Annotated in this window: 12 protein-coding genes; 7 read left to right on the top strand and 5 right to left on the bottom strand. The window is 36.3% G+C overall.

Annotation, left to right across the window (positions count from 1 at the left end; genetic code table 11):
• Positions 1–11: 11 nt before the first annotated feature.
• From ccmE to ccmA, 5 genes are all read right to left on the bottom strand, one after another.
• The gene (gene ccmE, locus KO509_RS01045) at positions 12–536 is read right to left on the bottom strand and encodes a cytochrome c maturation protein CcmE (RefSeq protein WP_215971431.1); all 525 of its coding nucleotides are present in this window, start codon (positions 534–536) and stop codon (positions 12–14) included.
• Positions 536–769 carry a heme exporter protein CcmD gene (gene ccmD, locus KO509_RS01040; RefSeq protein WP_215971430.1) on the bottom strand — a complete coding sequence of 78 codons (234 nt, stop codon included), beginning with the start codon at positions 767–769 and terminating at the stop codon, positions 536–538. The genes ccmE and ccmD overlap by 1 nt, the downstream gene beginning before the upstream one ends.
• Entirely contained in the window at positions 769–1,536 is a 768-nt protein-coding gene (locus KO509_RS01035; protein ID WP_215971429.1) for a heme ABC transporter permease, read from the bottom strand. Before KO509_RS01035 ends, ccmD begins: the two co-directional genes overlap by 1 nt.
• A 126-nt stretch (positions 1,537–1,662) precedes the next feature.
• Complete coding sequence (gene ccmB, locus KO509_RS01030; RefSeq protein ID WP_215971428.1) at positions 1,663–2,352, bottom strand: heme exporter protein CcmB; 690 nt, start codon at positions 2,350–2,352, stop codon at positions 1,663–1,665.
• A gap of 55 nt (positions 2,353–2,407) precedes the next feature.
• Positions 2,408–3,073 carry a cytochrome c biogenesis heme-transporting ATPase CcmA gene (gene ccmA / locus KO509_RS01025; protein ID WP_215971427.1) on the bottom strand — a complete coding sequence of 222 codons (666 nt, stop codon included), beginning with the start codon at positions 3,071–3,073 and terminating at the stop codon, positions 2,408–2,410.
• Positions 3,074–3,454: 381 nt separating this feature from the next.
• Here ccmA and KO509_RS01020 point away from each other — a divergent pair, with 381 nt between their 5' ends.
• The 7 genes from KO509_RS01020 to alaS all read left to right on the top strand — a co-directional run bounded on the left by KO509_RS01020 (position 3,455) and on the right by alaS (position 13,326).
• Complete coding sequence (locus KO509_RS01020; protein ID WP_215971476.1) at positions 3,455–5,464, top strand: heme lyase CcmF/NrfE family subunit; 2,010 nt, start codon at positions 3,455–3,457, stop codon at positions 5,462–5,464.
• On the top strand, positions 5,465–6,013 hold the full coding sequence (locus tag KO509_RS01015) for a DsbE family thiol:disulfide interchange protein (protein WP_215971426.1): 549 nt from the start codon (positions 5,465–5,467) through the stop codon (positions 6,011–6,013). It abuts the gene before it with no gap.
• Positions 6,013–6,546: a cytochrome c-type biogenesis protein gene (locus tag KO509_RS01010; RefSeq protein ID WP_252727322.1), complete on the top strand. Its 534-nt coding sequence runs from the start codon at positions 6,013–6,015 to the stop codon at positions 6,544–6,546. Before KO509_RS01015 ends, KO509_RS01010 begins: the two co-directional genes overlap by 1 nt.
• 9 nt (positions 6,547–6,555) lie before the next feature.
• The gene (ccmI, locus tag KO509_RS01005) at positions 6,556–7,818 is read left to right on the top strand and encodes a c-type cytochrome biogenesis protein CcmI (RefSeq protein ID WP_215971425.1); all 1,263 of its coding nucleotides are present in this window, start codon (positions 6,556–6,558) and stop codon (positions 7,816–7,818) included.
• A 20-nt stretch (positions 7,819–7,838) separates the two neighbouring features.
• Positions 7,839–8,933 carry a ferrochelatase gene (gene hemH, locus KO509_RS01000; RefSeq protein ID WP_215971424.1) on the top strand — a complete coding sequence of 365 codons (1,095 nt, stop codon included), beginning with the start codon at positions 7,839–7,841 and terminating at the stop codon, positions 8,931–8,933.
• Positions 8,934–8,967: 34 nt separating this feature from the next.
• Entirely contained in the window at positions 8,968–10,026 is a 1,059-nt protein-coding gene (dinB, locus tag KO509_RS00995) for a DNA polymerase IV (RefSeq protein ID WP_215971423.1), read from the top strand.
• Positions 10,027–10,695: 669 nt separating this feature from the next.
• Entirely contained in the window at positions 10,696–13,326 is a 2,631-nt protein-coding gene (alaS, locus tag KO509_RS00990) for an alanine--tRNA ligase (protein ID WP_215971422.1), read from the top strand.
• The last annotated feature ends 226 nt before the right edge of the window (positions 13,327–13,552 follow it).

Below are 13,552 nucleotides of genomic sequence, written 5' to 3'. Positions count from 1 at the left end.
CTTGAGAGTGGTTAATTTTTATTCTCTAACTGTTTATTGGTATATTCTAGCTTTTTATAATCTTTACCAGCAGCATCGGCAAGCTCTGTCGGCATATAGTTTTCATCATGCTTAGCTAGCACTTCACTTGCTTCAATATGTAATTCTCCAGAGCTTCCTAATACTAATGTTCCATTGGCAACAATTCCTTGCCCTTCACGGAATAAGTCTGGCAGAATTCCTTCGTAATAAACTGAGATCATTAAATCATTTTCATCAAAGGTAATTGGCATTTTCATATCTGAAAGCTTAAAAGTAACTTTCAGGTTATCTGGATCACGTTTAACTGAACCAGGTACAACCAAACCACCAATACGAATACGCTGACCAATTTCTGGAGTAGCACCAGAGCCGTCTTTACCCAGAGTTATTTCTGATGGTGTATAAAATAAATCAATATTTTGACTTAAAGCATAAAGTACCAGTCCGGCGACAAAGGAAATACCGATTAATATTGAGGCAACTATTGTTAAACGTTTTTTACGGCGGGGGTGCATTATATAACCTCTTTAGGTGTGTTAGTTTGAGTTTTATTACGTTGTGAACGTAATTCGCGTAATTTATTTTCTCTTTGCTGGCGAATAGCAATATTTTTAATAACTTGTTTATGGGCGTAAATGGAGTTAAAAATAAGTGCTAAGATGAGGGCCGTTGAGATACCAAAAGATAACCACACATAAAAGCCATAGCCACCCATATCTAAAAAAGCACTAAAACTGTCAAATTGCATTATTTATTCTCCAAAGCGTTATTGGAAAGGCTCTTTTCTAAAGCTAATGCTTTTACCCAAGGCCTTATACTATTACGAATTAAAATTTCACTACGAAAACGTATACAAACAATTGTCCCAACTAGTAAAGCGAAACCTAGGAAGCAGAATACAAAAGGCCAAAGCATTTCAACAGACATCGATGGTTTGCCCAAATTGCTGACTGTTGAGCCTTGATGTAAAGTATTCCACCATTCTACTGAGTACTTTATGATAGGTAAGTTGATCACACCGACAAGCGTTAAAATACCAGCCGCTTTTCCTGCTAAAGCTTTATCTTCAAAAGCATTATGTAGCGCAATAACACCTAAATATAGAAACAACAAAATAAGTTCAGAGGTCAATCGAGCATCCCATATCCACCAAGTTCCCCACATAGGTTTCCCCCAAGCTGAGCCGGTAATTAACGCAATAGCCGTGAATATAGCACCAACAGGAGCCATGGCCGCAGCCGATGCATCGGCTAATTTAAATTGCCATACTAAAGAGGTGAAAGCTGCTATTGCCATGCCTAAATAAATGCCCATTGACAATGAAGCAGCAGGTACATGTATATAAAAAATACGAAAACTGTCACCTTGTTGATAATCAGCGGGCGCAAAAGCTAATGCCCAAATAAGACCAATAGATAAAAACAAGATTGTTAATGCGCTAAACCAAGGAATAATCCTTCCAGTTAAGTGATAACTCACTTCTGGGTTAGCGTAGGGATGTAACCATTTCCACATAAGTATGCTCTTCTCTTTTTACTAAAACTATTATAGTTATTTACTCTTATGAATAAGCATTCGGTTATTAGGACAAATACCGTTATCCTGAATTTTTATCAGGGACTTAATCAATCGAGCTTTATGTTAATTAGTACTTACTTTTAATGCAGCGCTAACAGCAAAAGGCGCCAGTGTTAGAGAGCCAAAAAATAATGCTGCAATTATAGCAAGTTGTCCGCTGTAAGGTAAGCCAAGCGCTGCGGTATCAATAGCGCTTGTTGCAAATATTAAAACGGGAATATACAAGGGCAGTACGAGTAAACTCAGTAGTACGCCACCTTTTTTAATGCCGACAGTTAAGGCTACGCCTATTGCGCCAAGCAAACTTAATACCGGTGTTCCTAATAATAACGTTAGCATTAACGCGCTATAACTTTGTTCATTTAAATGTAAAAGTATAGCAAGCAAAGGTGCAATTAAAATCAATGGAAGCCCCGTTATTAGCCAGTGAGCTACAATTTTTGCAAGTACTAAAACAAAGATAGGTTGAGGGCTCAATAACATTTGCTCTAGTGAACCATCTTCATAATCCGATTTAAATAATCTATCGAGTGATAATAAAGTTGATAATAGCGCGGCTACCCAAATAATGCCTGGCGCTATACGACTTAAAGTTTGCGCTTCTGGCCCAATCCCTAATGGAAATAAGGTGATGACAATAACAAAAAATAAAAGTGGATTAATAATGTCATCTTTATGGCGCATAGCAATAGTTAGATCACGTTTAAGTACGAGCGAAAAAACAGCACGATATGACAAATTAGCTGCAGCCATGCTGTCCTCTATTTTTATCTTGATTTATTTGGCTTTGAGTGCGGTACATTTATTATTACTCAACTATGTAGTCTAAGGTTATTTTTTTTATTGAGGATGGCTCGAATGTCAGTAAATCCTGATGTGTCGTCAAAACAATACAACCACCTTGATTAATATGAGCTTTAAATAATTGTTCTAAATCGTACACACCTTGCTTATCTATCGCTGTGAAAGGCTCATCTAAAATCCAAATGCGAGCGGTTGATTGATATAAGCGAGCTAATGATATTCTTCTGTGTTGTCCTGCACTTAAATGAGCAGCTAAACTATCTTCAAAACCTGTTAAGTTTACCTTAGCTAATGTTTGCTTTATCGATGTGTCATCACAGTGTAAACCATGCAAGTTAAGGTTGAATGCTAAGTTTTCTTGTGCATTCATTTCACCTTTCACACCTGGCAGATGGCCTAAGTAAAGTAACGCTTGATGAAATTCTTCGTTTGAGTGATTTATTAATTTATTTTTAAAATAAATATCGCCTTCATAAGGTTGGGATAAGCCAGCTAAAATACGGAGTAAGCTGGTTTTTCCTGAGCCATTAGGCCCCTCAACTTGTACTATGTCACCAGCGTTTATTTTAATATTTAGTTGATCAAACAACAAACGATCTTCGCGAATACAAGTTAAACTTATTGCGCTAAGTAAAGAGGTATTGCTGGTGTTAGTTTGATGTTCTGACAAAGTGAGGTTTCTCTATTATTTAATAAATTAATTTAATAACTTAGTTTAGCAATTTACAGTACTACTTCATTTACTTGCAAAGTTTACTTGATGATTGCTGTTTCGTAGTTCATTTTGAATTAGATTATTATTATGTCCATTGGATATATCATACCATAGCAATAGTTAGAATTAGCAAACATAGTTACTTGATAATTTGTAACATTAAGAAACAATTATCAAATCATTTTGGGTAAAGCATTTGATCTTTTCCTTGATAAAAGTGTGCTAGAATTGCGCAACTATTATGAGTTAGTACTTTTTTATTATTTATGCTTGAGCCCAAATAATAATAATTATGTGTATACGGAGAAATAAATGAATCCCCAAATTTTACCTGAGCTGATACCTGAATTAGGTCATATCGCTTTGGTTATAGCCTTTGCTTTTTCATTATGCTTAAGTATTGTTCCATTGATTGGTGTCTACAGTACCCAACATAAGTTAATGAATTATGCTAAACCACTTACCTTTGGTATGTTTATTTTTACCGCAATTAGTATTGTGATTTTAGCTTATAGCTTTGTTGTTGATGACTTTTCTATTAAATATATTGCAAACCACTCAAATACGCATTTGCCCTATTACTTTAAAATAAGTGCAGTGTGGGGCGGACATGAAGGTTCATTACTTCTTTGGGTTTTTTCTTTAACCGCATGGACTATGGCAGTAGCTCAATTTTCAAAAAATGTTGAACAAGAATTTATTGCCCGTGTACTTTCTGTAATGGGCATGGTCTCCGTCGGTTTTATTGCATTCACATTACTAACTTCTAACCCTTTTGAACGTCTTTGGCCAAATGTCCCACTTGAAGGTCGCGATTTAAACCCATTACTACAAGATGTTGGTTTAATTGTTCATCCACCCTTGCTGTATTTAGGTTATGTGGGATTTGCTGTTGCTTTTGCTTTTGCCGTCGCGGCACTAATGTCGGGTAAAATGGATGCCGCTTGGGCTCGGTGGTCGCGTCCTTGGACTATTGGTGCTTGGGTATTCTTAACATTAGGTATTGCATTAGGTAGTTGGTGGGCATATTACGAGCTTGGCTGGGGAGGTTGGTGGTTTTGGGATCCTGTTGAAAATGCTTCTTTCATGCCATGGTTAGTGGGGACGGCGTTGATTCATTCCTTAGCAGTAACTGAAAAACGAGGTACCTTCAGAAATTGGACTATTTTGCTGGCAATTTTTACTTTTAGTTTAAGTTTATTAGGAACGTTTTTAGTACGTTCAGGTGTTATAACTTCGGTACATTCTTTTGCTGCTGATCCATCTCGTGGTGTGTTTATTTTAGTGCTATTAGCTATTGCTGTTGGTGGCTCATTAACTTTATATGCATTCCGTGCAAGCAATGTTGCAAGTTTTAGTCGTTTTGCACTTTACTCACGTGAAACCGCATTATTGTTATGTAATGTTATTTTAGTTGTTTCTGCCACAACGGTATTATTAGGTACATTATACCCTTTGCTAGTTGATGCCTTGGGTTACGGAAAAATTTCGGTAGGGCCTCCGTATTTTAATGCGGTTTTTGTGCCAATTATGAGCTTATTATTTATCATTATGGGAATTGGTCCCCTCATTCGATGGAAGAAGGCTAAAAAAGGAGAATTACGTAAGCAGCTAATTAAACCTTCAGTATTTAGTATTGCATTTGGTTTATTATTCCCTGTTATTTATGGCGGTGAATTTGATGCATTGGTTGCTATGGGCATGACATTAGCTGCATGGGTTTTCCTTGTGGTAGTTAAGGATTTAATCAATCAATATAAACTTAGAGCAAAGTTAAGTTTAGGGCAATGGGGCATGACAGTAGCACATGCAGGAATTGCGGTAACTATTGTTGGTGTTACGTTAGTATCGAGTTATGAAAGTGAAACCAATGTTAAAATGCAATTACATGAAAAAGTAGAGATAGCAGGTTATCATATTGAATTTAATGGTATTAAGCATGTAGAAGGACCAAATTATATTGCTGAGCAAGGTCAAATTAATGTTTATGATGGTGATAACTTTGTTGCTTTATTGAAACCTGAACGTCGAACTTATCGAGTACAAACAATGGGGATGACAGAAGCTGGTATTGATGGTGGTTTATTTAGAGATATTTATGTCGCTTTAGGTGACCCTCTAGATGCTGGAGCATGGGCTATTCGAGTTCATTATAAACCATTTGTTCGCTGGATTTGGCTAGGCGCGATATTTATGGCGATTGGTGGTATTTTAGCCATGATGGATAAACGCTACAGAGTGAAAAGCCAGGTAAGAAAAAATGCTTTGAATAATAGCCGTGATAACCCAAAAAATGCAGCGGCTGATGTAAAGCCAAGTATTAAAGCTGCATCGGAGAATGCTTAAATGAATAAAATTATCCGCTTTCTACCACTTATATTAGTAATTGCATTGGGTGTCGTACTTTATCGAGGCTTATCCTTAAACCCTGCTGAAATGCCATCAGCATTAGTGGGTAATCCCATGCCTAATTTTGCGTTACCGACCTTGGCTAACCCTAATGGCACCGTTACTAAGGCAGACTTAAAAGGTGATATTGTTTTATTAAATGTGTGGGCAACTTGGTGTCCAACCTGTAAATATGAACACCCTTATTTATTTGAGCTGTCTAAAGATCCGCAATTCAAGCTTTATGGCATAAATTATAAAGATGAATTGGTAGCGGCTAATGAGTGGTTAACGCATTACGAAGACCCTTATGTTTTTTCTATTTTTGATAAAGATGGATTACTTGGTGTAAAGCTAGGTGTTTTTGGCGCACCAGAGACCTTTGTGATTGATCATCATGGCATTATTCGAAAACGTTTTGCCGGTGCTTTAGATCTTCGCGTCTGGCGTAAAGAATTTGAGCCATTAATTAATCAAATTATTGCTGAAAAGCAAGCGGGTAAATAATGATGTTAAGTAGATTTTTATTTTTTCTTGCAATGTTAGCTACTAGTACTTTTATGGTTAGTACTGTACATGCTGCACCAGTAGAAACCTTTCAATTTAAAGATGAAGTAACCAAAGTTCGTTTTCAGGCATTGAGTCGAGAATTACGTTGCCCTAAATGTCAAAATCAAAACCTAGCTGATTCTAACTCTACTGTTGCTTCGGCAATGCGATTAGAGCTTTATAATTTACTTGTTGAAGGCAAGGCGGATATTGAAATTGTTAATATTATGGTGAGTAGTTATGGAGAATTTGTATTATATAGACCTCGCGTAACAAGCCTTACTTATATTCTTTGGTTTGGTCCTGCATTATTAATTTTAATAGGTATTATCGTTGTTATTATTATTGTTAGAAAAAAACCAGCGACAAAAGAAAGTTTAGCATTAGATAACAAACAACAAGAAAAGCTAAATCAATTATTACAACGCGACAGTAATGTAGCAGCCTCTAATAAGGCTAGCCCAAACGAAACTAAACAAGAGAAAGAGTAGTCAACCGTTATGGAAATAGTATTAATAGCCTTTATCTTTATTGCCTTACTTTTATTAATTGTTTGGGTGCCATTCTTTAAAAAGGCAAAAGAAAATAATCAAAGCAAGCAAGGTTTACGTGATGAAACTAACGTTGTGCTTTATAAAGAACATAAAACTGAAATTGAAAAAGATTATAGCGATGGTGCTATTGATGAAGAAAGCTACCAATATTTGTTAGCAGAATTAGATAATAGTTTATTGCAAGATGTAACAACGACAGAAAAGGAAAAAAACAAGGTGAAAAACACTAATCATTTTAGTGTTTTATGGCCGATTTTTTTGTCTTTATTTGTTGTTTCTTTTTCTGTTGCTATCTATTTAAAGCAAGGCACGTTGGATACGATTATTGCTACTCCAATGGCATCAACTACTAATCAAGAAGGGCTACAATCTTCAGAAGCACAACAAGAAGAAATGTTGGCTTACATAAAAGGTTTACAGCAAAAAATAGATACTAATTCAGATGATAGCAAGGCTTGGTATGATTTAGGTCAAGCTTTCGTTGGTGTCGGTGAGTTTGATCTTGCTATACATGCATTTGAAGAAGTCATTCGAATTGAAGGTGAGCATGCCGACTTATTTGGCGCAATTGCCCAGGCAACCTATTATCGCAATAACCAGCAAATAGATGGACAAGTACAAACCCTAATTGATAAAGCTTTAGCGTTAGATAATAATGATCCGTCAACCAACATTTTATTAGGTATGCATAATTTTATTTCGCAAGAATATGCTAAAGCGATTGAATACTGGCAACGAATTATTGATGACAATAGACAAAGCGTGAATATTGAAGCTTTAAAAGAAGCGGTAAACGAAGCGAAAAGACGCCTTGGAAGCGAAGTAAATCAAACACCATCAACGGCAGCTATTGATGGTCCACAGCTTAACCTTAGTGTGAGTTTATCTGACGACATTATGGCGCAATTAGCAAACGGTGAAGATAAGGTTGTATTTGTTTATGCGATCCCAACTGATGGCCAACGTATGCCATTAGCGGCAATAAAATTAATGGCCAGTGACCTGCCTAAAAACGTAGTATTAAATAATAGCACTGCAATGTCTCCACAGAGCAATTTAAGTAGTGTGAGCACAGTGAATATATACGCTATCGTTTCTAAAGATGGTGGCGCAGGTATTAAACCAGGCGACTTTAAAGCTGAAGTTCAGAATATACCGGTTGATAAAACGGAGACTATCGATATTGTTATTGATAGCCTTGTTGAATAGCAAAATTAAATAAGATTAAAATGAAATCACGTTTTACAGCTCATAAGAATAACGTTGCTAACAATAATGACAAGAGTGAAAAGGTTTTTAAAACAGGAGTTTTACTAACTAATTTAGGATCACCAGCTGCACCAACTACGGGTGCAGTGCGTAAATATTTACGTGAATTTCTGTCTGATCCCAGAGTTGTTGAAATTCCGCGTCTTATTTGGTTGATAATACTGCATGGTATTATCTTACGTATACGCCCAAAAAAATCTGCAAAGCTCTATCAAACTGTATGGACAGAGCAGGGCGCACCTTTACTTGTTATTAGTAGAGCTCAGCAACAAAAAGTAGCAATACAACTGCAAGAAAAGTACGGACAGGATGTTATTGTCGATATTGCCATGCGTTATGGCGAACCTTCAATACCCAGTGTATTACAAAAATTTCAGCAGGCAGATGTCGATAATATTGTTGTGTTACCGCTTTATCCACAATATGCAGGACCAACGACAGCTTCTACTTTTGATGCGGTTAGTAAAGAGCTAAGAAAATGGCGTTATGTGCCTAACATTAGCTTTATTAATAGTTATCATAATAATAAATTTTATATTAATGCACTAGCCAATACGGTAATAGAGCACTTAAATGAACATGGTACACCCGATAAATTAGTACTTTCCTATCACGGTATGCCTGAGTTATTTTACCAATGGGGCGACCCTTATTATGATTTTTGTAAAATAACAACAGACCTACTAATGAAAGAATTATTAAGTCGCTCAGACAATAACTTATTAAGCGAAAAGTTAAACTTAACAGATGATTCTTTCGTGATGACTTTTCAATCACGTTTTGGTAAAGCACAATGGTTACAGCCATATACCGACGAAACACTCGAAAGTTTAGCTCAAGCAGGTCATAAACATGTTGCTATTATTAGTCCTGCGTTTAGCGCTGATTGTTTAGAAACACTAGAAGAGCTTGAGCATGAAAATCGAGACATTTTTATCGAGGCTGGTGGTGAGGAATACCATTATATAGCAGCGCTAAATGATCGAGATGATCATATTCAAGCTATTGTAAATATTTTAGCACCGAAGCTTAATGCTTCAAAGCTAACTGAATAATTGACACTGTATAAAAACTCAGTAATATATCTGTATGAGAAAAATAATTCATATAGACATGGACTGTTTCTATGCAGCCGTAGAAATGCGAGACTTTCCCAAATACCGTGATATACCATTAGCGGTTGGTGGTGATGGGCCTCGTAGTGTTCTTTGCACTTGTAATTATCAAGCACGAAAATATGGTGTACGTTCTGCTATGCCAGCGAGTAAAGCAAAATTACTCTGTCCTGAATTAACTATTGTGCATGGGCGCATGTCTGTTTATAAAGAAGTTTCTGCTCATATAAGAGAGATTTTTTCTCGTTATACCCATCTGATTGAACCCTTATCACTTGATGAAGCCTTTCTCGATGTAACTGATTCAGTACAATGTCATGGCAGTGCAACGCTTATTGCGGAAAAAATTCGCAGTGATATATATAATGAGCTAAACCTTACAGCTTCAGCAGGTGTCGCGCCTAATAAGTTTATCGCGAAAATAGCGAGCGATGAAAATAAGCCAAATGGTCAGTGCGTTGTTCCACCTGATCAAGTTAGTCAATTTGTTGAGCAATTATCTCTGAAAAAAATTCCAGGGATAGGGCCTAAAACTTTTCAAAAATTACAATCATTTGGTTTTACTACTTGTGCCGACGTTAGAGCTTCTTCTATCAACCATCTCGCGACTATAGTCGGTAAATTTGCAACTAGCTTGTATCAAAAATCGCACGGTATCGATAACAGAGAATTAGAAGTAAGTCGGCAGCGAAAATCGTTAGCAATAGAAACAACCTTAATGACAGATGTTTATAGTGAAGCCGAATGTTTACGGGTGATTGAAAAACTATACCCCAAATTAGTAGAGCGATTAGCAAAAGTTGAAGGCAGACAAATTGTGCGCCAAGGTATTAAGTTAAAGTTCAATGACTTTAATCAAACTACAGTTGAGCAACAAAGCTTAGCTGCAGAAGAAAATACTTTTCATCGTTTATTACTTAAAGCACATGAGCGTTCAAAAGGACGAGGTATACGTCTTGTCGGCTTAACTTTAGGTTTTGCTGAGCCAAGCATTGAAAAGAATACTCAATGTAAACAATTATCTTTGCTTTAACCAATAAAACTAAAAATAATATTAGATTACTGAACTGAGCTTACTTTGCCGAACGCATTTAGTATTTCAATTAAAATAAGTTAAACGAGTGTTATATCCATATTCTATAAAAGGCTATTAAACACGTAAGTGGAAATTGTCGTTATCAATATACGATCTTAAGGGAATACTTAATCTGAACTCGATTTAAAATATTTTAAATCAATTGAAATAATTAATTATATTAATTTTTACTATAGCCTAGCTTGATAACCTTTTACTTTAGTTCGAAAATAAATTTCGTGTTAATAGTTACTCTATTACAATTGAATTTAACGATGAAGTCAGGAAAAATAATGGCTAGAGAAACATTTATTAAATCTTGTCTAGCCTATTTATAGCGCTTTCTGAATAGTGATTATGATTAGCTACATATGGTCAATGAGTTAGAACAAAAAGGTGTTTGTTCAACAATTATTCAACAATTGCAGAATAATTGCGAAATTGATTGGTATCTTCAAGCCGAGCTTGCGTATAATAAACGCTTTGGTGAAAGTAAGAGAGTAGATCTTCTATTAACTTAAGAAGAGCAAACCAAAAAATACGATTTTACAATATCGCAGATTTTCTATTAATGAAATTTTTGCGCTAGTTAACGATAATTGAACACACAGATTGATTAAGGTCCCCATGATTAAAAGTACCGCCGAAGTTCGTCAAGCATTCTTGGATTTTTTTGCCACAAAACAACATCAAATAGTTAAAAGTAGCTCACTAGTGCCAGGTAATGATGCAACATTACTTTTTACAAATGCAGGTATGGTACCTTTTAAAGATGTATTTTTAGGTGCTGAAAAGCGTAGTTACACACGAGCCACTTCAGCACAACGCTGTGTTCGAGCTGGTGGTAAGCATAATGATTTAGAAAATGTCGGCTACACAGCCCGTCATCATACTTTCTTTGAAATGTTAGGTAACTTTAGTTTTGGTGATTACTTTAAAGAAGACGCAATAAGCTATGCTTGGGAATTCTTAACAGGTGTTCTGGGTTTACCAAAAGAAAAGCTACTAGTTACCATTTATGAAACCGATGAAGAAGCTTTCTTATATTGGAAAGATGTTATAGGTATACCTGAAGATAAAATTATTCGTATTGGTGATAAATCTGCTGGTAAAAAGTATGAATCAGATAATTTTTGGTCAATGGGTGATACAGGTCCATGTGGCCCATGTTCAGAAATATTTTATGATCATGGCGCTGATATTTGGGGTGGTCCTCCAGGATCGCCTGAAGAAGACGGTGACCGTTTTATTGAAATTTGGAATATAGTTTTCATGCAGTTTAATCGCCAAGCAAATGGCGATATGGATAAACTACCTAACCCATCAATTGATACTGGCATGGGGCTAGAACGTATTTCTGCGATTATGCAAGATGTACACAGCAACTATGAAATTGATCTTTTTCAAGCTTTAATTAAAGATACTGCTAGTTTATTGTCGTGTAATGATTTAGATAATAAATCATTACGTGTTATTAGCGATCATATCCGCTCATGCTGCTTTTTGATTGTTGATGGTGTTGTACCATCGAATGAAGGTCGTGGTTACGTATTAAGGCGCATTATTCGTCGTGCGATTCGTCACGGACATAAACTTGAAGCAAAAGAGCACTTCTTCCATAAATTAGTAAAATCACTTATTGAACAAATGGGTGACGCTTATCCTGAATTAGTTCAACAACAAGCCATTATTGAAAAATTATTACGTATTGAAGAAGAGCAGTTTGGTCGTACTTTAGATCGTGGTATGGTTTTGCTTGAAGAGATGTTAGACAATTTAGATGGCGACACAATTTCTGGTGATGATGTATTTAAACTTTACGATACATATGGTTTTCCAGCAGACTTAACTGCCGATATCGCTCGTGAACGCCAACTCAATATTGATCATAATGGTTTTGATATAGCGATGGGTTTGCAACGGGAGCGAGCACAACAAGCAAGTCAATTTGGAACTGATTACAACCAACAATTAAAATCAGATCATAAAACTAATTTTAAAGGTTATAGTAGTCATACATCTTCTGCCACTGTAGTCGAACTGTTTAATTCGAGCGAGCAAGAGCCGGTGAATCAATTGAATGCAGGTGAGCAGGGCTTAGTCATCTTAGATCATACCCCGTTTTATGCTGAATCAGGCGGACAAGTTGGTGATAGTGGTTTATTACATCTAGATGATGGTGTTTTTGAAGTAGAAGATACCATAAAGCTAGGTGATGCTTTTGCTCACAAAGGTATTGCTCGTACTGATATTGGTATGAACCGTCGTGTTAAAGCTGAAATCAATAGTGAACGTCGTGCTGCTATTATTAAAAATCATACTGCTACGCATCTGTTACATGCTGCTTTACGCAAAGTGCTAGGTAATCATGTTACCCAAAAAGGTTCATTGTGCGATAGCGAAAAACTTCGCTTTGATTTCTCTCATTTTGAAGGAATGACGACACAAGAATTACAAGCTGTTGAGCTACTGGTTAACGATGAAATACGTCGTAACCACGAAAGAAAAACAGAATTAATGGACATTGAAGAAGCTAAAGAAAAAGGTGCAATGGCACTCTTTGGTGAGAAATATGACGATGAAGTACGTGTAGTTACTTTAGGTGGTTTCTCTACCGAGCTGTGTGGTGGTGTTCATGTAGATCGTACCGGCGATATCGGTTTATTAAAAATAGTGTCAGAATCTGGCATTGCGGCAGGTGTACGACGTATAGAAGCTGTTACCGGCACAGGAGCATTAGAATTTATTAATCAACAAGGCGCTTGTTTAGCTAAAGTAGCAAGTTTAGTAAAAGCTGATGTTGCAAGTGTAGATACTAAGATTGAACAATTAATTAACCGCTCTAAAGCGTTAGAAAAAGAAGTGAGTCAGTTAAAACAAGAGTTAGCAGCGCAAGCAGGCTCAGATTTAGTAAGCAGTGCCATTGATATTAATGGTGTGAAGGTATTAATTGCAGATCTTGATGGCGTTGAAACCAAAGCATTACGCGGTATGGTTGACGAACTAAAAAATAAAATGCAATCGGGTATTATCATGCTGGCAACAGCCAATGACGGTAAGGTTGGGTTAATTGCAGGTGTTACTAAAGATCTTATCGGCCAAGTAAAGGCTGGTGAGTTAGTTAATATGGTTGCTTTACAGGTTGGCGGTAAAGGTGGTGGACGTCCTGATATGGCACAGGCCGGTGGTAGTCAACCTGAGAATATAACCACTGCTTTAGCATCAGTTCAACCTTGGTTGGTTGAAAAGCTTAGCTAAATTAATATATAAATGTATCGTCCTGCAATGTGATTACACACTTCAGGGCGGTCAATTTGTACCAAAGAGCCAATCATGTAATTGAATTGGCTTTTTTTATATCAAAAATTGCCTAATACAAGATATTTATTTCAATAATTAGTTGTGCTAATTATGAAATAAATAATGATGAAGTCAGTAAAATGGCTGCTAGAGGAGTATTTATTAAGTCGAGTTTCAGATTAAC

Origin of the sequence: Colwellia sp. C2M11 (assembly GCF_018860915.1) — a bacterium.
Taxonomy (GTDB): domain Bacteria; phylum Pseudomonadota; class Gammaproteobacteria; order Enterobacterales; family Alteromonadaceae; genus Colwellia.
This window is presented reverse-complemented; position numbering and strand designations above follow the sequence as displayed.